This window comes from Streptomyces sp. NPDC085927 (genome assembly GCF_044540975.1).
In the GTDB taxonomy this organism is placed as follows: domain Bacteria; phylum Actinomycetota; class Actinomycetes; order Streptomycetales; family Streptomycetaceae; genus Streptomyces; species Streptomyces hirsutus.
The window spans coordinates 102,622-126,889 of sequence record NZ_JBITSN010000012.1 but is presented as its reverse complement, the minus strand read 5'-3'; the positions used below and the strand labels follow the sequence as shown (position 1 = coordinate 126,889).

The 24,268-nt window shown below is 71.7% G+C and carries 20 protein-coding genes; 13 read left to right on the top strand and 7 right to left on the bottom strand.

Annotated elements, in window-relative coordinates; all coding sequences use genetic code 11:
- The first annotated feature begins 209 nt into the window (after positions 1-209).
- From ACIF80_RS27375 to pssA, 9 genes are all read left to right on the top strand, one after another.
- Complete coding sequence (locus tag ACIF80_RS27375; protein WP_399809587.1) at positions 210-2,024, top strand: 3-hydroxyacyl-CoA dehydrogenase family protein; 1,815 nt, start codon at positions 210-212, stop codon at positions 2,022-2,024.
- Positions 2,025-2,193: 169 nt separating this feature from the next.
- Positions 2,194-3,006 carry a TetR family transcriptional regulator gene (locus ACIF80_RS27370; protein WP_399809585.1) on the top strand — a complete coding sequence of 271 codons (813 nt, stop codon included), beginning with the start codon at positions 2,194-2,196 and terminating at the stop codon, positions 3,004-3,006.
- A 457-nt stretch (positions 3,007-3,463) separates the two neighbouring features.
- Complete coding sequence (ccrA, locus tag ACIF80_RS27365; RefSeq protein WP_399809583.1) at positions 3,464-4,807, top strand: crotonyl-CoA carboxylase/reductase; 1,344 nt, start codon at positions 3,464-3,466, stop codon at positions 4,805-4,807.
- A 10-nt stretch (positions 4,808-4,817) separates the two neighbouring features.
- Positions 4,818-6,845 (top strand): protein meaA, encoded by a 2,028-nt coding sequence (locus ACIF80_RS27360; RefSeq protein ID WP_399809581.1) that lies wholly within the window; start codon positions 4,818-4,820, stop codon positions 6,843-6,845.
- Entirely contained in the window at positions 6,842-7,804 is a 963-nt protein-coding gene (locus ACIF80_RS27355; RefSeq protein WP_399809579.1) for an HpcH/HpaI aldolase/citrate lyase family protein, read from the top strand. The genes ACIF80_RS27360 and ACIF80_RS27355 overlap by 4 nt, the downstream gene beginning before the upstream one ends.
- A 5-nt stretch (positions 7,805-7,809) precedes the next feature.
- A complete protein-coding gene (locus ACIF80_RS27350; protein ID WP_399809577.1) occupies positions 7,810-8,337 on the top strand; it encodes a MaoC family dehydratase in 528 nt (175 codons plus the stop codon).
- A gap of 3 nt (positions 8,338-8,340) precedes the next feature.
- Positions 8,341-9,546: an acyl-CoA dehydrogenase family protein gene (locus ACIF80_RS27345; protein ID WP_399809576.1), complete on the top strand. Its 1,206-nt coding sequence runs from the start codon at positions 8,341-8,343 to the stop codon at positions 9,544-9,546.
- A gap of 170 nt (positions 9,547-9,716) precedes the next feature.
- Entirely contained in the window at positions 9,717-10,373 is a 657-nt protein-coding gene (locus ACIF80_RS27340) for a phosphatidylserine decarboxylase (RefSeq protein ID WP_055607660.1), read from the top strand.
- 25 nt (positions 10,374-10,398) lie between these two features.
- Positions 10,399-11,214, top strand: a complete 816-nt coding sequence (pssA, locus tag ACIF80_RS27335; RefSeq protein ID WP_381371135.1) for a CDP-diacylglycerol--serine O-phosphatidyltransferase — start codon at positions 10,399-10,401, stop codon at positions 11,212-11,214.
- A gap of 138 nt (positions 11,215-11,352) precedes the next feature.
- Here pssA and ACIF80_RS27330 read toward each other — a convergent pair whose 3' ends face one another.
- Positions 11,353-12,540: a glycerate kinase gene (locus ACIF80_RS27330; RefSeq protein WP_399809573.1), complete on the bottom strand. Its 1,188-nt coding sequence runs from the start codon at positions 12,538-12,540 to the stop codon at positions 11,353-11,355.
- A gap of 320 nt (positions 12,541-12,860) precedes the next feature.
- On the opposite strand from ACIF80_RS27330, the gene ACIF80_RS27325 reads away from it, so the two are divergent.
- A complete protein-coding gene (locus ACIF80_RS27325; RefSeq protein ID WP_399809572.1) occupies positions 12,861-13,364 on the top strand; it encodes an NUDIX domain-containing protein in 504 nt (167 codons plus the stop codon).
- Between the two features lie 17 nt (positions 13,365-13,381).
- Here ACIF80_RS27325 and ACIF80_RS27320 read toward each other — a convergent pair whose 3' ends face one another.
- The 3 genes from ACIF80_RS27320 to ACIF80_RS27310 form a co-directional block, all read right to left on the bottom strand.
- Positions 13,382-13,966: a methylated-DNA--[protein]-cysteine S-methyltransferase gene (locus ACIF80_RS27320; RefSeq protein WP_399809570.1), complete on the bottom strand. Its 585-nt coding sequence runs from the start codon at positions 13,964-13,966 to the stop codon at positions 13,382-13,384.
- Between the two features lie 69 nt (positions 13,967-14,035).
- Complete coding sequence (locus tag ACIF80_RS27315; RefSeq protein WP_399809568.1) at positions 14,036-15,538, bottom strand: AlkA N-terminal domain-containing protein; 1,503 nt, start codon at positions 15,536-15,538, stop codon at positions 14,036-14,038.
- Positions 15,539-15,593: 55 nt separating this feature from the next.
- Entirely contained in the window at positions 15,594-17,558 is a 1,965-nt protein-coding gene (locus tag ACIF80_RS27310) for a heavy metal translocating P-type ATPase (protein ID WP_399809567.1), read from the bottom strand.
- An 85-nt stretch (positions 17,559-17,643) separates the two neighbouring features.
- Between ACIF80_RS27310 and ACIF80_RS27305 the strand changes: the two genes are divergently transcribed.
- The gene (locus tag ACIF80_RS27305; RefSeq protein WP_399809565.1) at positions 17,644-18,006 is read left to right on the top strand and encodes an ArsR/SmtB family transcription factor; all 363 of its coding nucleotides are present in this window, start codon (positions 17,644-17,646) and stop codon (positions 18,004-18,006) included.
- A gap of 236 nt (positions 18,007-18,242) precedes the next feature.
- On the opposite strand, the gene ACIF80_RS27300 is transcribed toward ACIF80_RS27305, so the two are convergent.
- On the bottom strand, positions 18,243-19,778 hold the full coding sequence (locus ACIF80_RS27300; RefSeq protein WP_399809563.1) for a purine-cytosine permease family protein: 1,536 nt from the start codon (positions 19,776-19,778) through the stop codon (positions 18,243-18,245).
- Between the two features lie 100 nt (positions 19,779-19,878).
- Between ACIF80_RS27300 and ACIF80_RS27295 the strand changes: the two genes are divergently transcribed.
- Positions 19,879-21,330 carry a PucR family transcriptional regulator gene (locus ACIF80_RS27295; RefSeq protein ID WP_399809561.1) on the top strand — a complete coding sequence of 484 codons (1,452 nt, stop codon included), beginning with the start codon at positions 19,879-19,881 and terminating at the stop codon, positions 21,328-21,330.
- A 171-nt stretch (positions 21,331-21,501) separates the two neighbouring features.
- Here the strand turns inward: ACIF80_RS27295 and ACIF80_RS27290 are convergent, their stop codons facing one another.
- Entirely contained in the window at positions 21,502-22,161 is a 660-nt protein-coding gene (locus ACIF80_RS27290; protein WP_399809559.1) for a ScbR family autoregulator-binding transcription factor, read from the bottom strand.
- Positions 22,162-22,717: 556 nt separating this feature from the next.
- On the opposite strand from ACIF80_RS27290, the gene ACIF80_RS27285 reads away from it, so the two are divergent.
- Positions 22,718-23,398, top strand: coding sequence for an HAD family hydrolase (locus tag ACIF80_RS27285; RefSeq protein ID WP_399809557.1), 681 nt, complete (start codon positions 22,718-22,720; stop codon positions 23,396-23,398).
- Positions 23,399-23,542: 144 nt separating this feature from the next.
- On the opposite strand, the gene dhaL is transcribed toward ACIF80_RS27285, so the two are convergent.
- Entirely contained in the window at positions 23,543-24,220 is a 678-nt protein-coding gene (gene dhaL, locus ACIF80_RS27280; protein WP_399809555.1) for a dihydroxyacetone kinase subunit DhaL, read from the bottom strand.
- Positions 24,221-24,268: the final 48 nt, after the last annotated feature.

The following is a 24,268-nucleotide window of genomic DNA, read 5'->3' as shown; positions in this document are numbered from 1 at the left end:
GGTACTCGTACGCGTGTACCGCAGTACGGCTCGGCCTCGGGACAGGGCCGGTCGGAACCGCCGTTCCCGGGCGTGTGCCCGTCGTGACGGCACCGGGCGTGTGCGCTCGCAGCCCGGCATCACCCGCATTCCGTACGCACGCACCCAGTGCGCCCTCAGGCGCACCCGGGCGTGTTCTCCGTCGTCACCCTCATTCCTGGAGTCCCTCCATGGCCACTCCCCTGTCCCCCCAGTCCGACACCCCCGCGCCCTCGCTCCGGACCGTCGCCGTGGTCGGCCTCGGCACGATGGGCACCGGCATCGCCGAGGTCCTGGCCAAGGCCGGCCGCGAGGTCGTCGGTATCGACATCAGCGCGGCCCAGGCCACGCGGTGCGTCGCCGCCCTGGAGTCCTCGACCGCCCGCGCCGTGGAGCGCGGCCGGCTCACCGGGGAGCAGCGCACGGAACTGCTGGCCCGCGTGACCACCTCCACCGACCTCGCGGCGGCGGCCGGCGCCGACCTGGTGATCGAGGTGGTGCCGGAGTCGTACGAGGTCAAGCAGCAGATCTTCCGTGAACTCGACACCGTGGTGCGGCCGGAGACGATCCTGGCGACGGGCACCAACGCCCTGTCGGTCACCCGTCTCGCCGCCGAGTCGGCCCGCCCCGAGCGCGTGCTGGGCCTGCACTTCTTCAACCCCGCCCCGGCGATGAAGCTGGTGGAGGTCGTCTCCTCGGTGCTGACCTCGCCGGCGGCCGTCACCGCGGTCACCGGGCTGGCCCTGGATCTCGGCAAGGAGCCGGTCGCGGTCGGCGACCGGCCCGGATTCGTCGCCGACGGGCTGCTGTTCGGCTACCTCAACCAGGCCGCCTCGATGTACGAGTCGCACTACGCCTCCCGCGAGGACATCGACGCCGCGATGCGGCTGGGCTGCGGTCTGCCGATGGGCCCGCTGGCGCTGCTCGACCTGATCGGCATCGACACCGCGCGGACGGTCCTGGAGGCCATGTACGCGGAGTCCCACGACCGGCTGCACGCGCCGGCCCCGATCCTGAAGCAGCTGAGCGAGGCGGGTCTGACGGGCCGCAAGGCGGGACGCGGCTTCTACACGTACGAGGAGCCGGGCAGCTCCGCCGTCGTGCGGGACGCGCTGACCCCGTCGGAGGCCGGCCGGCACGCCGAGGGCCGGCCGGTGCGTTCGGTGGGCGTGGCGGGCTCGGGCACCATGGCCTCGGGCATCGCCGAGGTGTTCGCCAAGGCCGGCTACCACGTGGTCCTCGCCGCCCGCACCGAGCAGAAGGCACAGGGTGCCAGGGCCCGGATCGGCAAGTCCCTGGCGCGCTCCGTCGACAAGGGGCGGATGACCGCCGAGGCCGCCGCCCAGGCCCTGGAGCGGGTCCGGCCGACGGGCTCCTACGACGACTTCGCCGACGTGGACCTGGCGGTCGAGGCGGTCGCCGAGGACCTGGAGGTCAAGCGGCAGCTGTTCGGGACGCTGGACAAGGTCTGCAAGCCGGGCGCGGTGCTCGCCACCACCACGTCCTCGCTGCCCGTGATCGCCTGCGCCCGTGCCACCTCGCGTCCGCAGGACGTGATCGGCATGCACTTCTTCAACCCGGCGCCGGCCATGAAGCTGGTCGAGGTGGTCCGTACGGTGCTGACCGAGGACGACGTCCACGCGACGGTGCGCGAGGTCTGCCGGGCGATCCGCAAGCACCCCGTGGACTGCGGTGACCGGGCCGGTTTCATCGTCAACGCGCTGCTGTTCCCGTACCTCAACAACGCGGTCAAGATGGTGCAGGAGCACTATGCGAGCCTCGACGACATCGACGCCGCGATGAAGCTGGGCGGCGGCTACCCGATGGGCCCGTTCGAGCTGCTGGACGTCGTCGGGCTGGACGTCTCGCTCGCGATCGAGAAGGTCCTGCACCGCGAGTTCCGCGACCCGGGGCTCGCCCCGGCGCCGCTGCTGGAGCACCTGGTGGCCGCGGGCTGCCTCGGCCGCAAGACCGGCCGTGGCTTCCGCGAATATGCCAAGCGCTGAGCCGCCGCATCGCCTGGGCGACTGGTACCGCGGCGACGGCCAGTGGGGCGGGTTGCTGGAACCCGGCCGGTTCCCGCCGCCCGCCGGCCGTGGAACTCCCCCGCCCTCCGGGGGCGGGGGAGTTCCCGGTCCGGCGCGGCGAACTGCGCGGATGCAGTACGTTCGGGGCATGTCCCAGCCCGCCAAGTCCTCCCGTACACCCGCCACGACCGAGCCGCCGGAACGCGCCGCAGGCAGTCGCGCCGCCGCCCAGCGGCTGAAGATGCGCCGGGAACTGGCGGCCGCCGCGATGGAGCTGTTCGCGACCAAGGGGTACGAGGCCACCACCGTCGACGAGATCGCGGCCGCGGCCGGGGTCGCCCGCCGCACCTTCTTCCGGCACTTCCGGTCCAAGGAAGAGGCGATCTTCCCCGATCACGACGACACGCTGGTGCGCGCCGAGGCGGTGCTCAACGCGGCGCCGGCGCACGAGCATCCGCTCGACACGGTGTGCCGCGGCATCAAAGAGGTCATGCGGATGTACGCGGCGCGGCCGGAGATCTCGGTCGCCCGCTACCGGCTGACCCGCGAGGTGCCCACCCTGCGGGAGGCGGAGATCGCGTCGGTGGCCCGCTACGAGCGCCTCTTCACCCGTTACCTGCTCGGCCACTTCGACGAGCACGCGCACGACGAGGACGCCGGCGACGACCCGCTGCTGGCGGAGGTCGCCGCGTCCGCCGTGGTCACCGCGCACAACCACGTGCTGCGGCGCTGGCTCAGGGCGGACGGCCAGGGCGATGTGGAGGCGGAGCTCGACCACGCCTTCTCGATCGTCCGCAAGACCTTCGGGAACGGGATCATGGCGGGCCGCCGCACGGTGCCGCCGAAACCGCCGGCCGCCTCGGTGTCCGCCCAGGGCGAGGTGCTGGTGACGGTCGCCCGTACCGACGCCCCGCTGGACGAGGTGATGCGGACCATCGAGCGGGCCCTGAAGGACCACTGAGGAGCACCGCAGGAGCGCCGAGAAAGCGCTGAGGAAGCGCTGAGCACGGTCTCACCGCTGTGACGACGGCCACCCCACGGGGTGGCCGTTTTGCCATGTCAGGACCCCTTTTCCCGCTCCCTTCGGGTGCCGTTCGATCGATCATCGCTCATTTGTTACGTAAAGATTTCATCTGAGATCGATTCATGGCACCCAGTGCCTTGCGTGCTGTCACGGCGTGCCATACGTTGAAGGGGTCCGGGCGGCCGGCGCGCAGAGACCCTTCGTGCGCCGGCTGTCCCAGCAAGCCGGAAGGCCTGCCCGCCCGGACGCCTGCGTCACAGGCACCCTCCCGCGCCACCAAGCGCTGCCGAAGCACCACCGCCGAACCGACGGCATCCCCTCGAACCCTCAGCAGCACCGACGTAACCCTCGGCGTCCCTCCCTCAGGGCGCCGCTCATCGCCGGAGGCAACACCGTGACCGTCAAGGACATCCTGGCCGCGATCCAGTCGCCCGACTCCACGTCGGAGGACTTCGCCGCCCTCCCGCTGCCCGAGTCGTACCGCGCGATCACCGTGCACAAGGACGAGACGGAGATGTTCTCCGGGCTCGCCACCCGCGACAAGGACCCCCGCAAGTCGATCCACCTCGACGACGTGCCCGTGCCCGAACTCGGCCCGGGCGAGGCCCTGGTGGCCGTGATGGCCTCCTCGGTCAACTACAACTCGGTGTGGACGTCGATCTTCGAGCCGCTGTCGACCTTCGGCTTCCTGGAGCGCTACGGCAGGCTCAGCGAGCTGACCAAGCGCCACGACCTGCCGTACCACATCATCGGCTCGGACCTCGCGGGCGTCGTGCTGCGCACCGGCCCCGGCGTCAACGCCTGGCACCCCGGTGACGAGGTCGTCGCCCACTGCCTCTCCGTCGAGCTGGAGTCCAGCGACGGCCACAACGACACGATGCTCGACCCGGAGCAGCGGATCTGGGGCTTCGAGACCAACTTCGGCGGCCTGGCGGAGATCGCCCTGGTGAAGTCCAACCAGCTGATGCCGAAGCCGGACCACCTGAGCTGGGAGGAGGCCGCCGCCCCCGGCCTGGTCAACTCCACCGCCTACCGGCAGCTGGTCTCCCGCAACGGCGCCGGCATGAAGCAGGGCGACAACGTGCTCATCTGGGGCGCCAGCGGCGGACTCGGCTCCTACGCCACCCAGTTCGCGCTGGCCGGCGGCGCCAACCCGATCTGCGTCGTCTCCAGCGAGCAGAAGGCGGACATCTGCCGGGCGATGGGCGCCGAGGCGATCATCGACCGCACCGCCGAGGGCTACAGGTTCTGGAAGGACGAGCACACCCAGGACCCGCGCGAGTGGAAGCGCTTCGGCAAGCGCATCCGCGAACTCACCGGCGGCGAGGACGTCGACATCGTCTTCGAGCACCCCGGCCGTGAGACCTTCGGCGCCTCGGTGTACGTCACCCGCAAGGGCGGCACCATCGTCACCTGCGCCTCGACCTCGGGCTACAACCACGAGTACGACAACCGGTACCTGTGGATGTCCCTGAAGAAGATCGTCGGCTCCCACTTCGCCAACTACCGCGAGGCCTGGGAGGCCAACCGCCTCGTCGCCAAGGGCAAGATCCACCCCACGCTGTCGCGGGTGTACTCCCTCGAGGACACCGGCCAGGCCGCCTACGACGTGCACCGCAACCTCCACCAGGGCAAGGTCGGCGTGCTCTGCCTGGCCCCCGAGGAGGGTCTGGGCGTGCGCGACCACGAGAAGCGCGCGCAGCACGTGGACGCCATCAACCGCTTCCGGAACATCTGAGGGCCGTTGCATGACAGAGCGTCAGAAGGACCGTCCGTGGCTCATGCGGACCTACGCCGGTCACTCCACGGCCGAGGCGTCGAACGAGCTGTACCGGCGCAACCTCGCCAAGGGCCAGACCGGTCTGTCGGTGGCGTTCGACCTGCCGACGCAGACCGGCTACGACCCCGACCACGTCCTGGCCCGCGGTGAGGTCGGCCGGGTCGGGGTCCCCGTCTCGCACATCGGCGACATGCGCAGGCTGTTCCAGGACATCCCCCTGGAGCAGATGAACACCTCGATGACGATCAACGCCACCGCCATGTGGCTGCTGGCGCTCTACCAGGTGGTCGCCGAGGAGCAGGGCGCGGACATCACCCGGCTCCAGGGGACGACCCAGAACGACATCGTCAAGGAGTACCTGTCCCGCGGCACGCACGTGTTCCCGCCGGGGCCGAGCCTGCGCCTGACGACGGACATGATCGCGTACACGGTCTCCCACCTGCCGAAGTGGAACCCGATCAACATCTGCAGCTACCACCTGCAGGAGGCGGGCGCCACGCCGGTCCAGGAGATCGCGTACGCGATGTCCACGGCGGTCTCGGTGCTCGACGCCGTGCGCGACTCGGGTCAGGTGCCGCCGGAGCGCATGGGCGACGTCGTCGGCCGCATCTCGTTCTTCGTGAACGCGGGCGTCCGCTTCGTCGAGGAGATGTGCAAGATGCGCGCCTTCGGCCGCATCTGGGACCGGATCACGCGCGAGCGGTACGGCATCGAGAACCCCAAGCACCGCCGCTTCCGCTACGGCGTCCAGGTCAACTCCCTCGGCCTGACCGAGGCGCAGCCGGAGAACAACGTCCAGCGGATCGTGCTGGAGATGCTGGCCGTGACCCTCTCCAAGGACGCACGCGCGCGTGCCGTCCAGCTGCCGGCCTGGAACGAGGCCCTGGGCCTGCCCCGCCCCTGGGACCAGCAGTGGTCGCTGCGCATCCAGCAGGTGCTCGCCTACGAGAGCGACCTGCTGGAGTACGGGGACCTCTTCGAGGGCTCCAAGGTGGTCGAGGCCAAGGTGGGCGAGCTGGTCGAGGCGTCGCTGGCCGAGATGGGGCGGATCGAGGAGATGGGCGGCGCGATGGCCGCCGTCGAGTCCGGCTACCTCAAGTCCCAGCTGGTCTCCTCGCACGCCGCCCGGCGGGCCCGGATCGAGTCGGGCGAGGAGAAGATCATCGGTGTCAACGCCTTCGAGGGCACCGAGCCGAACCCGCTGACCGCCGATCTCGACACCGCGATCCAGACCGTCGACCCGGCCGTCGAGGCGCGGGTGGTCGAGGCGCTGGCCCGCTGGCGCGACACGCGCTACCAGCCGCCGTTCAACCATCCGCGTCCCTGCAAGGCCCTGGAGGCGCTGAAGGAGGCCGCGAAGGGCGACGGCAACCTGATGGAGGCCACCCTGGAGTGCGCCCGCGCGGGGGCCACGACCGGCGAATGGGCCGGTGCCCTGCGCGAGGTGTTCGGCGAGTACCGCGCCCCGACCGGGGTGTCCTCGGCGCCGGTCGCCGTCCCCGCGGAGGAGGGCTCGGCGCTCGCCGGCGTCCGCCGCAAGGTCGAGGTGACGGCCCGTGACCTCGGCGTCGGCAAGCTGCGCTTCCTGGTCGGCAAGCCGGGCCTGGACGGGCACTCCAACGGCGCCGAGCAGATCGCCGTGCGGGCCCGCGACGCCGGGTTCGAGGTGGTCTACCAGGGCATCCGGCTCACCCCGGAGCAGATCGTGGACGCCGCCCTCGCGGAGGACGTCCACGCGGTGGGCCTGTCCATCCTCTCCGGCTCGCACGCCCAGCTGGTGCCGGACGTGCTGGAGCGGCTGCGCGGGGCCGGCGCGGCCGACATCCCGGTGATCGCCGGCGGGATCATCCCGAACGCCGACGCCGAGCAGCTCAGGGCCGCGGGAGTGGCCGCGGTCTTCACCCCGAAGGACTTCGACATCACCGGGATCATCGGCCGTATCGTCGACGAGATCCGCAACGCGAACAAGCTCGACCCCCTGGAGGTCCCCGCATGACGACTGTGAACCGCCTTCGCCCCCGGCGCTCCTGCCTCGCGGTTCCCGGAAGCAACCCCCGCTTCCTGGAGAAGGCCCAGGGCCTCCCGGCGGACCAGGTCTTCCTCGACCTGGAGGACGCCTGCGCGCCGCTCGCCAAGCCCGAGGCGCGGCACACCATCGTCAAGTTCCTCAACGAGGGCGACTGGACCGGCAAGACGCGCGTGGTCCGGGTCAACGACTGGACGACCGAGTGGACGTACCGCGACGTCGTGACCGTCGTCGAGGGAGCCGGCCCGAACCTCGACTGCATCATGCTGCCGAAGGTCCAGGACGCCCAGCAGGTCGTCGCGCTCGACCTGCTGCTCACCCAGATCGAGAAGACCATGGGCTTCGAGGTCGGCCGCATCGGCATCGAGGCGCAGATCGAGAACGCCCAGGGGCTGAACAACGTCAACGAGATCGCGCAGGCCTCCCCGCGCGTCGAGACGATCATCTTCGGCCCGGCAGACTTCATGGCGTCGATCAACATGAAGTCGCTGGTCGTGGGTGAGCAGCCGCCCGGCTACCCGGCGGACGCCTACCACTACATCCTGATGAAGATCCTGATGGCCGCCCGCGCCAACAACCTCCAGGCGATCGACGGCCCCTACCTGCAGATCCGCAACGTCGACGGCTACCGCGAGGTCGCCCGGCGCGCCGCCGCCCTCGGCTTCGACGGCAAGTGGGTGCTCCACCCGGGCCAGGTCGAGGCGTCCAACGAGATCTTCTCGCCCTCCCAGGAGGACTACGACCACGCCGAGCTGATCCTGGACGCGTACGACTACTACACGTCCGAGGCGGGCGGCAAGAAGGGCTCCGCGATGCTCGGCGACGAGATGATCGACGAGGCCAGCCGCAAGATGGCCCTGGTCGTCTCCGGCAAGGGCCGGGCCGCGGGTATGCGGCGCACCGGCACGTTCGAGATCCCGGAGGCCTGAGCGCGATGCAGTTCGGACGCACCTACGAGGAGTTCGAGGTCGGCGCGGTCTACAAGCACTGGCCCGGGAAGACGGTCACGGAGTACGACGACCACCTCTTCTGTCTCCTCACCATGAACCACCACCCCCTCCACATGGACACCAACTATGCGGAGAAGACGACGGACTTCGGCAAGAACGTCGTGGTGGGCAACTACATCTACTCGCTGCTGCTCGGCATGTCGGTGCCGGACGTCTCCGGGAAGGCGATCGCCAACCTGGAGATCGAGTCGCTGAAGCACGTGGCGCCGACCTTCCACGGCGACACGGTCTACGGTGAGACGACCGTGCTCGACAAGTGGCCGTCCCGGTCGAAGAACGACCGCGGCATCGTCCACGTCGAGACCAAGGGGTACAAGCAGGACGGCACCCTGGTGTGCGTGTTCCGCCGCAAGGTGATGGTGCCGACCGAGACCTACATCAAGGAGCGCGGCGGCGAGCAGCCCGGCCGCCCGGAGCCGCTGGACCTTTCGAAGCGAGAGCAGGAGAAGTAGAAGATGAGCCGTCTCGCCCAGACCCACGGCCTCACGGACGTCCAGCGGGAGATCCTGTCCACCGTCCGGGACTTCGTGGACAAGGAGATCATCCCGGTCGCGACCGGCCTGGAACACCGCGACGAGTACCCGCAGCAGATCGTCGACGGCCTGAAGGAACTCGGCCTGTTCGGTCTGATGATCCCCGAGGAGTACGGGGGTCTGGGCGAGTCGCTGCTCACGTACGCCCTGTGCGTGGAGGAGATCGCGCGCGGCTGGATGTCGGTGTCCGGCATCATCAACACGCATTTCATCGTGGCGTACATGCTCAAGCAGCACGGCACGCAGGAGCAGAAGGACCACTTCCTGCCGCGCATGGCGGCCGGTGACGTCCGGGGCGCGTTCTCCATGTCGGAGCCGGCGCTGGGTTCCGACGTGTCGGCGATCTCGTCGAAGGCGGTGAAGGACGGCGACGCGTACGTCCTGAACGGCCAGAAGATGTGGCTGACGAACGGCGGGACGTCGTCCCTGGTGGCCGTTCTGGTCCGGAGTGACGAAGGACACCCCGAGGGCACGGCGCCGCACAAGTCGATGACGACCTTCCTGGTGGAGAAGGAGCCCGGATTCGGCGAGGTGCGGCCCGGTCTGACCATCCCCGGCAAGATCGACAAGATGGGCTACAAGGGTGTCGACACCACCGAGCTCCTCATGGACGGACTGCGCATTCCGGCGGACCGCGTGCTCGGCGGGGTCACCGGCCGCGGTTTTTACCAAATGATGGACGGCGTCGAGGTCGGCCGCGTCAATGTGGCGGCGCGGGGCTGCGGTGTCGCCCAGCGCGCCTTCGAACTCGGGGTCCGGTACGCCCAGCAGCGGCACACGTTCGGCAAGCAGATCGCCCAGCACCAGGCCATTCAGTTCAAGCTCGCGGAGATGGCTACCAAGGTGGAGGCCGCGCATGCGATGATGGTGAACGCCGCACGCAAAAAGGACTCCGGAGAACGAAACGACCTGGAGGCGGGGATGGCCAAGTACCTCGCGTCCGAGTACTGCAAGGAGGTCGTCGAGGATGCCTTCCGGATCCACGGCGGCTACGGCTTTTCCAAGGAGTACGAGATCGAGCGCCTCTACCGTGAGGCGCCGATGCTGCTGATCGGCGAGGGAACCGCTGAGATCCAGAAAATGATCATCGGCCGCAGACTGCTCGAAGAGTATCGATTCCAGGGCTGAATGTCCGGATACGGGGTGTTTTCTCGGAATAGAGGATCACACCCCGTCAGCACTCTCCGGTCACCGACTCGACTGCCTGGCTTACCCAGTTGCCGCCCGGAGCCGCTACGATCGCCGGAAAGCCGCCGTCCCCTGTCCATGCGCGGCACTATCCGCTACGAAGGTCATCCATGCCCCACAGCAAAACCTCTGCATCTCGCGACAGCCTCGCCGGCGTGCGCCTCGCGCGCGGAGCGTCGCCGTGGCTCCTGCCGACCGTCGCCACCGCAGCCGTCAGCCTGGTCCGCGCCCGCCGCTCGGGTGCCGCCAAGGCCGTAGCCGTCCCCGCCACCGCTCTCGCGGCGGGGATGCTGTGGTTCTTCCGCGACCCCGAGCGCGAGATCACCCGGGGCCGGGTCATCTCGCCCGCCGACGGTGTGGTGCAGAGCATCATGCCGTGGAAGGACGGCCGGACCCGCGTCGCGATCTTCATGAGCCCGCTCAATGTCCACGTCAACCGCGCCCCGCTGGCCGGCACGGTGACGTCGGTCGAGCACATTCCCGGTGGCTTCGTTCCCGCCTTCAACAAGGAGAGCGAGAACAACGAGCGGGTCGTCTGGCACTTCGACACCGAGCTCGGTGACATCGAGATGATCCAGATCGCCGGTGCGGTGGCCCGCCGCATCGTCCCCTACCTGCCCGAGGGCACCAAAGTGGAGCAGGGCGAGCGGATCGGTCTCATCCGGTTCGGCTCGCGTGTCGACCTCTACCTGCCCGAGGGTGTGGAGATCGACGTCGAGGTGGGCCAGAAGACCGTGGCTGGGGTGACTCGCATTGACCGTGATTGATCCAGAGAAGACACAGATCGGCTGGGTGCCCGACGCCGACGGGGCGGACGACGAGGAGGAGATGCCTCTCTCACTCCGCCTGTCGATAGCGGACACCCTCACCCTCGGTAACGCCACCTGTGGCTTCATGGCGGTGTACTTCACCACCACCGGCATCCTGATCCCGCACCTCACGGGCAGCCAGGAGAGCGGGATGGCCCGCCACAGCGCGGCCACCGCCGTGATCCTCATGCTGTGCGCGGCGGTCTTCGACCTCTTCGACGGCCTGGTGGCCCGCAAGCTGCGCTCCTCCCCCATGGGTGCGGAGCTCGACAACCTCTCGGACCTGATCAGCTTCGGTCTGGCCCCGGCGTACTTCGTCCTCGTGTACGGCATGGTCGCGGACGACGCGCACCAGAGGGTGGCCGCGGTCGGGGCGATCGTGGTGCTGCTGGCGGTGGTGCTGAGGCTTGCGAGGTTCTCCTGCGTCACCGTCAAGGACGGCACCTTCCAGGGCATGCCGTCACCGTTCGGGGCGCTGACCATCGTCTCGATCGTGCTGCTGGAGCTGCCGTTCGTGGCGACGGTCCTGGCGATCCTGGGCACGGCCTGGCTGATGGTGAGCCGGGTCGAGTACCCGAAGCCGCGGGGCCCCCTCGCGGTGGCGATGCTCTCCTGGATCGTGCTGGCCATGGGCCTGCTGGCGGCCTGGGCCTTCGACGCCCCGAGCGGCCAGCTGCTCCTGCAGACCGGCTGCGCGCTGCAGCTGGTGATGGGCGCGGTGATCCCGCTGTTCGCCACGGCTCGCCGGGTGAACAACTTCCGCGGCAACCGTCGCGAGGCGCGGGCGGCGCAGCCGTAACGCCTGCTGCTTCGGGCCCCGGACCCTGTCGGGTCCGGGGCCCCTTGCTTTGCGGCCACCCGGCACGGGTACGGCCCCTGCCGGGGTTCCCCCCGGGAGCCAGGGCCGGAACCCCCTGGTACGCGCGGTCGGGCCGCCTCAGTCGAGGAAGTCCCGTGCGATCCGCTCCGCGGTGCGTTCCAGGATCGGGCCCGCCTCCGCGATGCACGTCGCCACGTCCGGCTCGAGATCGGTCAGCGCGTACGCCCGCCGGATCCCCGCCCGCCCCAGTGCCTCCGGAGGCAGTGCGAGCCGCCCGCACACCGCGACGACCTCCTTGCCGGCGGCGCGGGCCGCGGCGGCCACCCCCGCCGGGGCCTTGCCGTGCAGGGTCTGCTCGTCCAGCGAGCCCTCGCCGGTGATCACGAGGTCGGCCCGCTCCAGCGCGGAGGCGAAGCCGAGGACGTCCAGCATGACCTCGATACCGGGCCGGAACCGGGCTCCGAGGAGCAGCGCGCCGTATCCGATGCCGCCGGCCGCGCCCGCACCGGGCGAGGCGGCGAACCCGGTGGCCCCGGCCCCGGCCGGCTCCTCCAGCACCTGCACGAAGTGCGCGAGCGCCGCGTCCAGCCGCCGCACGTCCTCCGGGGAAGCGCCCTTCTGCGGGCCGTAGACCGCCGGGGCGCCCTTCGGGCCGGTCAGCGGGTTGTCGACATCGCTGGCGAGCACGAACTCGACCTCGCCGAGGCGCGGGTCCAGGCCCGACAGATCCGCCGAGGCCAGCTCGGCGAGACCGGCGCCGCCCGGCGCCACCGGCTTGCCGTCGGCCTTCAGGAAGCGGGCGCCCAGCGCGGCCAGCATGCCGGCGCCGCCGTCCGTGGTGGCACTGCCGCCGACCCCGAACACGAGGGTCCGCGCGCCCGCGTCCAGCGCGGCGGTCAGCAGCTCGCCCGATCCGTACGTGGACGCCGCCAGCGGCGCGAGTACGCCGCCCGGCAGCCGCTGGAGGCCGCTGGCCTCCGCCATCTCCACCACGGCGGTGTCGCCGCGCAGCGCGAACGCCGCGGTGACCTCGTCGCCGAGGGGGCCGGTGACCCGTACCTCCCGCCGGCCGAACCCGGCCGCGACCGCCGCGGCCACCGTGCCGTCGCCGCCGTCGGCCACGGGAAGCGCCTCGACCTCGAGGCCGGGCACCGCCCGCCGCAGCCCGGCGGTCACCCGTTCGGCGACCTCCACGGCCGTCAGCGATCCCTTGAACTTGTCCGCGGCGACGAGCACCCGCCGTGCCGGCGCTTCCGACCGTGCTGACCGTGCTGACCGAGTACCGCTCACTGCAGCGTCCGCCACTTCCGCCATCCCTTGCTCTCCGGGCCCGTACGTATGCCGGGTCGGTCGCGCCACCGCCGACCCTAGCCTTCGGCTCCCCGGACCGTCATGTCCCTGCCCAGCCCGTGGAACGGCGTCGGGCGTGCGGAGGCCGGGAGGGAGGCCGAGCGCGGGCGGGGCCGGCCGTGCCGGGCGTGAGCAGGGTTCCGGCCGGGGCCGCCGTGCCCCCGGCGCGTGCGCCGTCCGGTGCCGGCCGCGGGACCGGCGTGTGCTGTCGTGCGCCCTGGCCGGCCGGGCCTCTCGGCCGCGGTGCGGCCGTTCGCCGCCACTACCCTTCCCGCATGACCACTGCTCAGGATGTCCAGGATTACGCCACCTATATCGCCTCGCTCCCCCGTGTCCTCGCCGGCGCCGCAGCCCTCTTCCGGGACGGCGAGGGCCGCGTGCTGCTCGTCGAGCCGAACTACCGCGAGGGGTGGGCGCTGCCCGGTGGCACGATCGAGTCGGACGACGGGGAGACCCCTCGGCAGGGGGCGCGGCGCGAGACGGCCGAGGAGATCGGGCTGGACCGTGAGCTCGGACGGCTGCTGGTCGTGGACTGGGTGCGCGGGGCCGGACGGCCGCCGGTGGTGGCGTACCTGTACGACGGCGGAGTGCTCGGCGCGGACGATCTCGCGGCGATCCGCCTGCAGGAGGAGGAGCTGCTGTCCTGGCGACTCGTGCCGCGCGCGGAGCTGGCCGAATACCTCCCCGGCTCCCTCGGTCGCCGCGTGCTGACCGCCCTGGACGTCCTCGCCGACGGCTCGGGCACCGCGGAGCTGGAGGACGGGCACCGGGCGAACTGATCCTGCGACGCGCGGCCTCACCCCCGAGCGGTCTCCGTCGCCCGTGTCGCACCGGTACGAGGGTTCCTGACGGAGCCGGAGGACGGCGCCTGCCCGAACAGGGCCGGCCGGCCCCGCTCGAAGTCCAGCAGTCGCTGCTTGCGCTCCAGGCCTCCCCCGTACCCGGTGAGGCCGCCGCTCGCGCCGATGACCCGGTGGCAGGGGATGACGATGCCGACCGGGTTGCGGCCGTTGGCCAGTCCGACGGCCCTGGACGCCTTCGGATTGCCGAGGGCCCCGGCGAGTTCGCCGTAGGTGCGGGTCTCGCCGTAGGGGATGTCCGTCAGCAGATCCCAGACGCGGCGCTGGAACGGGGTGCCCTGCGGACGCAGTTCCAGGGCGAACTCCTTCAGCCCGCCCGCGAAGTAGGCCTCCAGCTGTTCCTCGGCGTCGGCGAAGGCCCTCGCGGCGGGGGCGGCGGAGCCGGGATCGACGCGGTCGCCGAAGGTCTCCTCCGGCGGGCGGTGACGCTGGTCGGTCATGTAGAGGCCGCACAGGACGCCGTCGTCGGCGACGAGCGTCAGCGGTCCGTACGGACTGTCGATCACGGTGTGCTGCTTCATCGGTTTCCTCGGTTCCATCCGCTTCCGGGCTCCGGATTTTCGTGTGTGTGCATCGGCGCTCGTACGTCCTCACGCCGGCAGGACGTTGATCGGGTGGCTGTCCGTCGCCCACAGGTACTGCACCGCGTACGCCCGCCAGGGCCGCCAGGCCGCCGCGCGTGCGGTGAGCGCGGCGGGGGTGGAGGGCAGGCCGAGTTCCCGGGCGGCGCGGCGGATGCCGAGGTCGGTGGGGAGGAAGGCGTCGGGGTCGCCGAGGGCGCGCATGGCGATGACGTCGGCGGTCCAGGGGCCGAAGCCCGGGAGGGCGAGGAGCTTCGCGCGGGCCTCGGGCCAGTCGCTCTCCACACCCAGGCGCAGGTCGCCGTCCACGAGTGCGCGCACCAGGGTGGTGAAGGTGGTGCGGCGTGCGCGGGGCAGGGCCAGGGTCTCGGGGTCCAGGTCCGCGAGCGCCTCGGGCGACGGGAAGAGGTGGGTGAGTCCGCCCTCCGGGTCCGGGTCGTCCACCGGTTCGCCGTGCGCGGTGACCAGGCGGGCCGCGTGGGTGCGGGCGGCCGCGGTGGAGACCTGCTGCCCGAGCACGGCCCGGACCGCGAACTCCGCCTCGTCGACCGTACGCGGGACCCGGCGTCCGGGCGCCTTGTCCACCAGGGGTGCGAGGAGCGGGTCGGCGCGCAGCCGGTCGTCGACGGCCACCGGGTCGGCGTCCAGGTCGAGCAGGCGGCGGCAACGGCTGATGGCGACGGTGAGGTCGCGCGGGTCGGTGAGGGTGAGGCGGCAGGCGATGTGGTCGGGTCGCGGGGCCAGGGCCACGAAGCCGTGCCCGTGCGGCAGCCGCAGGGTGCGCCGGTAGGCACCGTGCAGCCATTCCTCCACGCCGGGGACGGCGGTGGCGGCGAGGTGGCCGAAGAGGTTGTCGGGGTTGAGCGGGGCCCGGAACGGCAGGCGCAGCGACAGCGCGGCGGGGGTGCCGGTGGTTTTGGCGGGGCCGGGGGCCCGTTTCGGCGCGCGGGCGCGCAGGTCGCTCGGGGCCAGGGCGAAGACCTCGCGCACGGTGTCGTTGAAGGTGCGGACGGAGGAGAAGCCGGCGGCGAAGGCGATCTCCGCCATCGGCAGGGTGGTTGTCTCGATGAGCAGCCGCGCGGTCTGCGCGCGCTGGGCCCGTGCGAGGGCGAGGGGCCCCGCGCCCAGCTCGGCGAGCAGCTGGCGTTCCACCTGCCGGGTGCTGTAGCCGAGGCGGGCGGCGAGGCCGGGCACGCCCTCCCGGTCCACGATCCCGTCGGCGATCAGCCGCATGGCGCGGGCCACGGCGTCGGCCCGCTGGTTCCATTCCGGTGAGCCGGGGCTGGTGTCGGGGCGGCACCGCTTGCAGGCCCGGAACCCCGCCTGCTGGCAGGCCGCCGCGCTCGGGTGGAAGACCATGTTCTCGGGTTTGGGCGGTACCACCGGACAGCTGGGCCGACAGTAGATGCCGGTGGTGAGGACGGCGGTGAAGAACCAGCCGTCGAACCGCGCGTCCTTGGACCGGACGGCACGCACGCAGCGTTCGGTTTCGGTGTGCATCCCCTTCTGCATGGGTCCAGCATCGGGGACGGGAGGGGCCCGGTCTCGCGGAAATCCGACATGATCCTCAGCCGGCCTGCGCCGCCCCGGTTCGCCATGCCGACTCGCGCAGCAGTCGCAGCCCGTTGAGACCGACCAGCACGGTCGAGCCCTCGTGGCCGGCGACGCCGAGCGGGAGCGGGAGGTGGCCGATCAGGTCCCACAGGACCAGCACGGTGATGGCCGTCCCGGCGATGACGAGGTTCTGTACGACCAGACGGCGGGCGGTCCGGGACAGCCGTACGACCGCGGGCACGGCGGCGAGTTCGTCCCGTACGACGACGGCGTCCGCTGTCTCCAGGGCCAGGTCCGAGCCCGCGCGGCCCATGGCGACGCCCGCGTGGGCGGCGGCGAGGGCGGGCGCGTCGTTGACGCCGTCGCCGACGAAGAGGACCTTGCGGCCGGCGTCCTGAAGGTCTCGCACGGCGTGCACCTTGTCCTCGGGCAGGAGGCCTGCGCGGACGTCCGTGAGGCCTGTCCCGGCGGCCACGCGGGCGGCGGCGCGCGCGTTGTCGCCGGTCAGCAGGACGGGCGCGGTGCCGGTGAGGGCGGTCAGCGCGGCGGTCGCCCCGGGGGCGTCGTGGCGGAGGCGGTCGGTGAGGGCGAGGGTGCCGACGGGGACGCCGTCGCGGACGACGTGCACGAGGGTCTCGTCGCCGTCCGGTTCGCCGGTCCTCCGGTTCGCTTCGAGGGCTCCGTGGCCTGTGCCGGGGGCCGGCCCCGCGCGGCCGACGGTCACCACGTGCCCGGCGACGGTGGCGGTGACGCCGCGGCCGGGGGTGGCCGTGAAGTCCGTGGCGGGGAGGAGCGGCAGGGCGCGGGTGCGGGCGGCGGCCACCACGGCGCGGGCCAGCGGGTGCTCGCTGGGGTGCTCGGCCGACGCGGCCAGGGCGACCAGGGCGTCCTCGTCGAGGCCGGAGCCGGGCAACGGACGTACGGCGGTCACCTCGGGGGTGCCCTCGGTGAGGGTGCCGGTCTTGTCGAGGGCCGTCGCGTCGATCCCGCCGAGGCGTTCCATCGCGACCGCCGACTTGACCAGGACGCCGTGCCGCCCGGCGTTGGCGATGGCGGACAGCAGGGGCGGCATCGTGGCGAGCACGATCGCGCACGGCGAAGCGACGATCATGAAGGTCATCGCCCGCAGCAGGGCGTCGGTGAGGTTCTCGCCGAAGGCGAGCGGGATGCCGAACACCGCGAGCGTGGCGGCCACCACGCCGACCGCGTACCGCTGCTCGATCTTCTCGATGAACAGCTGGGTCGGCGCCTTGGTCCGGGAGGCCTCCTCGACCAGGGCGACGATACGGGCGATCACCGAGTCGGCCGGGTCGCGTCCGACCCGTACCCGCAGGACGCCGGTGCCGTTGAGGGTGCCGGCGAAGACCTCGTCGCCGGGGCGTTTGACGGCCGGCAGCGACTCGCCGGTGATGGTGGCCTGGTCGGCCTCGCTGACGCCGTCCAGGACCGTGCCGTCGGCGCCGATGCGCTCACCGGGGCGGACCAGCAGGATGTCGCCGAGGACGAGGGCGGCGGTGGGTACGGACTCCTCGCCGGTGCCGGTCAGCCGGGTCGCCGTGGCGGGCGCGAGGTCGAGCAGTCCGCGTACGGAGTCGGCGGTGCGGGCGGTGGCCAGGGCCTCCAGGGCACCGGAGGTGGCGAAGATGACGATGAGCAGGGCGCCGTCGAGCACCTGGCCGATGGCGGCGGCGCCGAGTGCGGCGACGATCATCAGCAGGTCGACGTCGAGGGTCTTCCCGCGGAGCGCGCGGAGCCCTTCGAGAGCCGGTTCCCAGCCGCCGCACACGTAGGCGACCGCGAACGGGACTCCGCTCGCCCAGCCCGGCGCACCACCGAGTTCCAGTGCGAGACCGACGAGGAAGGCGACGAGCGAGGCGAGCGCCCATCGCGCTTCCGGGAGGGCGAGCACGCGGGTGCGGCGGCGTCCCACCGGGGCACCGGTGGACGGCGGGGGCGCGGGAGCGAGAGTCATGGACACGGGACGTCACCATACAGGAACACATGAAGACTCATTCATCTGTTCATTCGTTCAGGTGATCGTGACCGGTGCGTAGGATGTCCGCATGGGTCATGGAGCCGTCATCCCCGCACAGGACGACGCCGAGCGCGTCCGCCTCGACGCGGACAACGTCGCGAAGGTCGCCACCACGCTCCAGGCCCTGTCCACCCCGTCCCGGCTGCTGATCCTCGCCCGCCTGCGCGAAGGCCCCCTGCCCGCGACGGAGTTGGCGGCGGAGGTGGGCATGGAGCAGTCGGCCTGCTCGCACCAGCTGCGGCTGCTGCGCAACCTGGGCCTGGTGGTGGGCGAACGCCGGGGCCGTTCCGTCGTCTACGCGCTGCACGACCACCATGTCGCCGGGCTGCTGGACCAGGCCGTGTACCACGTGGAGCATCTGCGGCTCGGGATCACCGACGCGGCCGATTGACAGAGCCGTCGCCCCGTCCACGCCGGCCCGCGGGCGCGGCCGGCAGGTGTGCGCGGAGGCGCGGTTCGCGGAAAGCCCGTACTCCTCCCGGGTGCGGGCGCCGGCTGTCGGGGAACGCCGACGGGGCGGGCCCGCGGTTGCGCGGGCCCGCCCCGTGATGCACGACGCGAGGTCTCAGCCGGTCGGACGGATCAGCGAGAGGCCGTCGGGAGGCCGTCGAGAGGCCGTCGAACGGGTCAGCCGACCGTGACCGGCTCCGCGGGGGCGGCCTCCTGCGGGCCGCTGATCGGCAGGACCTCGGCGTCGGAGGCCCGGACGAAGCGGGGGCCCGCCGGCCCGTACACTCCGCGCGGCTCGGGGAACAGCGCGAGCAGGGCGAGGTAGAGCACCGCCGCGAGGACGAGGCCGACCGGCAGCGAGATGTCCATGCCGTCGGCCAGGTTTCCGAGCGGTCCGACGAACTGGCCGGGGAGGTTGGTGAACAGCAGTGCCACGGCGGCGGAGAGCAGCCAGGTGGCCAGGCCGCGCCAGTTCCAGCCGTGGGTGAACCAGTAGCGGCCCCCGGTGCGGCGCTGGTTGAAGACCTGGAGCGCCTGTGCGTCGTACCAGCCCCGGCGGGTGACGTAGCCGAGGATCATCACGACCATCCACGGGGCGGTGCAGGTGATGATCAGGGTGGCGAAGGTGGAGATCGACTGGGTGAGGTTCAGCGCGAAGCGGCCGATGAAGATGAACACGATGGACAGCGCGCCGATGAGGACCGTCGCCTGGACGCGGCTGAAGCGGGTGAAGACGCTGCAGAGGTCCAGCCCGGTGCCGTACAGGGCGGTCGTGCCGGTGGACAGGCCGCCGATCAGCGCGATGAGGCAGAGCGGCAGGAAGTACCAGCCGGGGGAGATCGCGAGCAGGCCGCCGACGTAGTTGGGCGCGGCCGGGTCGACGTACTTCGCGGCCCGGGTCGCGATGATCGACGCGGTGGCGAGACCGAAGACGAACGGCAGCAGGGTGGCGACCTGGGCCAGGAACGCCGCGCCCATCACCCGGCGGCGGGGCGTCGCGGCCGGGATGTAGCGGGACCAGTCGCCGAGGAACGCGCCGAAGGAGACCGGGTTGGAGAGCACGATCAGCGCGGAGCCGATGAAGGACGGCCAGAAGAGCGGGTCGGCACTCGAGGCGAAACTGCCCGCGTAGCCGGGGTCGAAGTCGCCGGCGAAGGCGAAGGCGCCCAGCACGAACAGGGCGGATGCCGCCACCACGGCGATCTTGTTCACCAGCAGCATGAAGCGGAAGCCGTAGATGCAGACCACGAGCACGAGAGCGGCGAAGATCGCGTACGCCACGCTGTACGTCAGGGTCGACTCGGGGAGCCCCACCAGCCGGTGCGCGCCGCCGACGAGGGCGTCACCCGAGGACCACACCGAGATCGAGAAGAAGGCGATCGCGGTCAGCAGCGAGAGGAACGAGCCGACGACCCTGCCGTGCACCCCCAGGTGGGCGGAGGAGGAGACGGAGTTGCTGGTGCCGTTGGTGGGGCCGAAGAGCGCCATCGGCGCGAGCAGCAGGGCGCCCGCGACCAGGCCGAGCGCGGTCGCCGCGAGCCCTTGCCAGAAGGAGAGGCCGAACAGGATCGGGAAGGCACCCAGCACACAGGTCGCGAAGGTGTTGGCACCGCCGAAGGCGAGCCGGAACAGGTCGAGCGGACGGGCCGTGCGGTCCTCGTCCGGGATCTGCTCGACACCATGAGTCTCGATGTCGGTGACCGAGGTCGCCATGGGCTCTCACCTGCCGTTCATACCGGGGACGGTTCCACAGTCTGGGTCCGTCCCCGGCCATCCACAATTGTGCCAGTCACAGAGAGATAGCCTGTCTCCTGTGGCCGACAACAAACTGACCGTCGAGGATCTGCTCTCCTTCCCCGCCCTCCAGCTGTCGGTGAAGGCGGGCAGCGGCGGCCTCGGCCGCTCCGTTTCCTGGGCGCACGCAAGCGAGTTGGACGACCCGACCCCCTGGCTGCTGGGGGCCGAGATCCTCATGACCACGGGGCTCGCGATACCCCGCACGGCGGCCGGTCAGCGCCGCTATCTGGAGCGCCTGGACGACGCCGGGGTCTCCGCACTGGCCCTGTCGGCCCAGCTGCGTGTGCCCCCGCTGCACGACGCGTTCTTCCGGGCGGCGGAGGAGCGGGGCTTCCCGGTGCTGGAGGTGCCGCTCGCCGTCCCGTTCATCGCGGTCTCCCAGGAGGTCGCGGCCGCGGTGCAGGAGGACGCCCGGCACCGGCTGGGGGCGCAGCTGCAGGTCTTCGGCGCGCTGCGCTGGATGGTCGCCGAGGACCTCGACACCCCGACCCTCCTGCGCCGACTCGAACGCCTGTCCGGGTACGACGTGTATCTCTGCACCCCGCAGGGCCGTCCGCTGCTGCCCGGGGTGCCGACCCCCGATCCGGGGGTGCTGCCCGCCTCGGTGGACGCCGCACCGACCGTCCCCGGCGGTTTCGTCCTGCCGGTGCCGGCGCCCGGCGGTCCGGCGGGCTTCCTGGTGGCGTACGAGCGGCAGGGCGCCCAGCCGGCCGGCCTCGCGGTCGTCCAGCACATCGCGACGGTGGCGGCGCTGCGGGTGGCGACGGTGCGCAGCGAACGCGAGACGCTGCGCCGCGAGGGCGCCGAGACGCTGGCCGAGCTGCTCCAGGAGGTGCTCGACCCGGAGGCCGCACGCCGCAGGCTGGCCCGGCACTCCATCGAGGGCGACACCGTCCTGATCGTGGTCCGGCACACCCCCGACGAGGCGCTGCTGGCCTGCCTCGAGGACCACCCCCATCTGCTGCTGACCTGGGGCGAGGACCGGTACGTTCTCGGGGCGCCGGAACTGGCCGACGCCATCGGCGCGCTGCCGGCCGTGACGGCCGGGATGAGCCGCCCCTTCCGGCCGGGCGCGGCCCTGAAGGTCGCCCAGCGCGAGGCCCTGTGGGCGGTCTCCAAGGCGGGCGAGTCGGGCCGCTCGCTGGTCCGCTACGGCGCCGACGCGACGGGGCGCTGGCTGCCGGACGACCCCGCGGTCCTGACCGCACTGGTCGACCACGTGCTCGGCGAGGTGCTGCGCTACGACGCGGAGCACGACTCCCAGCTGCTGGTCTCCGCCCGCACCTGGATGGAACGCGACCGCCGCACCGAGACCGCCGCCGCGGCGCTGCACATCCACCCCAACACCCTCGCCTACCGGCTGCGCCGCTTCGGCGCCCTCTCCGGCCGCGACCTCTCCTCGACCGGCGCGCTCACGGAGGTCTGGCTGGCCATCCAGGCGGCCGGCGCGCTGGGCCTCACCGACTGAGCCCACGGGCCACCGCACGCCGCGGAGCGGCGCTCCGGTCCGCAGCCGAACGAGAGGTCGGCCAGGGCTCCGACCCGCGTATCGCTGCGCCACACCCTCGAACCCGCCTCCGGGGTCCACCGTCCGATCCCCGCCCGCCCGGCGCGCCCGTCGCCCCGGGCAAGTGCTCCGTCAGGTCCGGGACAAGGCCGGGTCCTCCGGGCGCGCGGCGATCCGCACCCGCGCGCGGGCGAGCAGAGCGGCCGGGTCGGGATTCGCCTGCAGGAACCGCAGTACCAGCATCCACCACTGGTCCAGCCGCTCCCGCCAGTTCCGCCCGCCCGGCATCTCGTCCGTCAGGGTGCAGAGCCCGAAGAACGCGCACACGAGCGTCACGGCCGCGGCCGACGGCTCGACTCCTTCAGCGAGCTCGCCCCTGGTGCGGGCCTGGGCGAGAAGCCGGGTGACGGCCACCGACCAGGCGTCGAACGGTGTGGGCACGTCGGCCTCGATGGTGCGGCGTTCCGCCCACAGCCGTGCACCGGCACGCGCCACGACGTCCTCGCTGAGGGACTCCGCGACACGGAAGCTGAGCCCGACCAGCTTCTCCAGCGGAGGGATGCCCGGCCTGGCGTAGGCGGCGGCGAGCTGCGGCCAGGTGGCGAACTGCTCGCGGACCACGGCCAGCGCCAGCTTCTCCTTGCTGGAGTAATGGAAATAGATCGCCCCGCTGGTTCTTCCCGAGTGATCGCTTATGTCATTGACACTCGTTCCCGCATATCCCCGCTCGACGAATAGATGTGCCGCCGATTCCAACAGCACTTTGCGGGTTGTACGCGCCCTGTCCTGCACTCCAGTTCCACCTTCGCTCAAACGCGCCAACGCTACGCCGGAAAAATTCGGGCACCCCCCATTGAGGCACACACGCAGCGCGCGAAGATCTTATTATTCTTGGGCCATGCGTGGGTACGGGCCGCAACGCACCCCGCGTCGCACTGTCGGGAAGAATCGTTTCTCCTGAGCCTGAAACCCTCCGCCCCGACCGCCTCCACGGCGCCCCGGAAGCAGCTCCCACCAGGCGCTCCGGCCATATTTCCAGCGCGCCGGCCCCATTCTCCGTTCCTCGCCCGGGAGGCCAACGACCTTCGGACGGGACATTCCGATACACCCGAATTGGTGATTGCGGACATCGCAGGAGCGAAATTAACGTAATGGTCACGATGTTTTCGGGGTTCTCCCGATACAACGCCCCGCGTCCACCACGACGCTCTCGGGCACGCCCGCACTACTGCGGCAGCCGTACGGCATCACCCGCCCCACTCATGTCCGCGAGTGGATCACTTTCATCCAGACACGCCTGCGCCCCGGCACCGAACCGGTCGACGCGGCCTCCGAGAACGGCACTTGCATGACAGCTCATCGCATCCTTTCCTGGTCACCCACCGCCATCGTCTTCGACTGTGACGGAACTCTGATGGACACGGAACAGCACTGGCAGGAAGCCCGGAGCATCACCTTCCGGTCGTTCGGCCTCAAACCGCCGGCCGGGTTCGCCGACCGGGCGAAGGGCATGCACTACACCGAGTGCGGCGCGCTCATGGCCGAGGAGACCGGGAAACCGGACCTCGTGGAGGACCTGACCGAGACGCTCCTCGGCACCTTCACCACGCTGGTCCACCAGGACCCCGTCACCATGCCGGGCGCTGCCGCGCTGGTCCGGCTGGCCGCCCGCCACCTCCCTCTCGCCGTGGCGAGCAACTGCCCCCGCGAGGTGGTGGAGTCGTGCCTCGACCGGGCCGGGCTCCTCGGCTGCTTCGGCCACGTCGTGGTCGCCGACGAGGACGTACGGCCGAAGCCGCAGCCCGACGTCTACCAGGTGGCCGCCCGCCTCTGCGGCGTGCCGCCCGAGCAGGCGCTGGCCGTGGAGGACTCCTTGACCGGCATGGAGTCGGCCCGCCGGGCGGGCCTGCGCGTCCTCGGCATCGGGCCCCGCCCGCCGAGTCGAGAGGCGGAGAAAGCCGACCTGTGGGTCGCGAGCCTCGCCGACAGCGAACTGCTCACATGGGCCCGAAGCCGGATCGGTGCGTAGGGGGGCGCCGGGACCCGGCACACAGGGCCGGTGCCCCTCGGGTTCCGGTGCCCCCTGAGTTCCAGTGCCTCCTGGGTTCGGGAGGCGGCCTCCCCCGCCCGGGGAGACGGGCAGGGAACGGCGTTCGGCCCGGGGGGAGGAGGATCAGCCGGTGGACAGGTGAGGCGCCAGGGTGCGCACGGTCGCGGCGGCGGAGGCGAAGAACAGGGCGACGCCCACCGCTCCGGGATCGGGGATGCCTGTCACCCGTTCGCCCAGGTAGCTCGCCCGGCCCCTGCGCGCCGTCAGGCGCGCGGTGTCCCGCACCCCCTGCCATGCGCCGTCCGCTGCCGCGGCCAGCGCCGCCGCGGGAGGCCTGCCCTCCGCCGCCCGCAGCGCGGCGGCGGCAGGGGCCAGCGCGTCGACCAGTGTCTTGTCCCCGGGCGCGGCATCACCCACACGGCGGATGGCGGCCAGGCCCTCGGCGGTGCCTTCGGCGAGCGCGCCCGTCGTCAGGCCGGCGCCTGAATCGGCACCGGAATCGGCGGCGGCCCTGCTCAGCGCCTGGAACAGCAGACCGAACAGCGGGCCGCTGGTCCCGCCGATCTCGTCGAGGAAGGCGGTGGCCACGGCCCCCAGCGTCTCCGCGGAGCCGGCCGGATCTCCCGTCCGGTCGAGCCGGAGTCCGGCGGCCCGGACTCCGGCGGCGAGATTGGTCCCGAAGTCGCCGTCTCCCACCTGCTGGTCGAGCGCGGTCAGCTCGGCCTCGGTGGCGTACACGGATTCGGCGAAGCGACGCGTCCAGTCACGGGTCTGCGCGCTGTCGAAAACGGCGGTCGTCATGGTGCCGCCCTCCTGCTCCGGTCGGCCGGTCGGCCGGTCCGACGGCCG

Excerpts from the sequence above, each read along its gene's own strand:
- ACIF80_RS27375 (WP_399809587.1), top strand. The coding sequence starts at position 210 with ATGGCCACTCCCCTGTCCCCCCAGTCCGACACCCCCGCGCCCTCGCTC.
- ACIF80_RS27370 (WP_399809585.1), top strand. The coding sequence starts at position 2,194 with ATGTCCCAGCCCGCCAAGTCCTCCCGTACACCCGCCACGACCGAGCCG.
- ACIF80_RS27360 (WP_399809581.1), top strand. The coding sequence starts at position 4,818 with ATGACAGAGCGTCAGAAGGACCGTCCGTGGCTCATGCGGACCTACGCC.
- ACIF80_RS27355 (WP_399809579.1), top strand. The coding sequence starts at position 6,842 with ATGACGACTGTGAACCGCCTTCGCCCCCGGCGCTCCTGCCTCGCGGTT.
- ACIF80_RS27350 (WP_399809577.1), top strand. The coding sequence starts at position 7,810 with ATGCAGTTCGGACGCACCTACGAGGAGTTCGAGGTCGGCGCGGTCTAC.
- ACIF80_RS27345 (WP_399809576.1), top strand. The coding sequence starts at position 8,341 with ATGAGCCGTCTCGCCCAGACCCACGGCCTCACGGACGTCCAGCGGGAG.
- ACIF80_RS27340 (WP_055607660.1), top strand. The coding sequence starts at position 9,717 with ATGCCCCACAGCAAAACCTCTGCATCTCGCGACAGCCTCGCCGGCGTG.
- ACIF80_RS27325 (WP_399809572.1), top strand. The coding sequence starts at position 12,861 with ATGACCACTGCTCAGGATGTCCAGGATTACGCCACCTATATCGCCTCG.
- ACIF80_RS27320 (WP_399809570.1), bottom strand. The coding sequence starts at position 13,966 with ATGAAGCAGCACACCGTGATCGACAGTCCGTACGGACCGCTGACGCTC.
- ACIF80_RS27315 (WP_399809568.1), bottom strand. The coding sequence starts at position 15,538 with ATGCAGAAGGGGATGCACACCGAAACCGAACGCTGCGTGCGTGCCGTC.
- ACIF80_RS27305 (WP_399809565.1), top strand. The coding sequence starts at position 17,644 with ATGGGTCATGGAGCCGTCATCCCCGCACAGGACGACGCCGAGCGCGTC.
- ACIF80_RS27300 (WP_399809563.1), bottom strand. The coding sequence starts at position 19,778 with ATGGCGACCTCGGTCACCGACATCGAGACTCATGGTGTCGAGCAGATC.
- ACIF80_RS27285 (WP_399809557.1), top strand. The coding sequence starts at position 22,718 with ATGACAGCTCATCGCATCCTTTCCTGGTCACCCACCGCCATCGTCTTC.
- dhaL (WP_399809555.1), bottom strand. The coding sequence starts at position 24,220 with ATGACGACCGCCGTTTTCGACAGCGCGCAGACCCGTGACTGGACGCGT.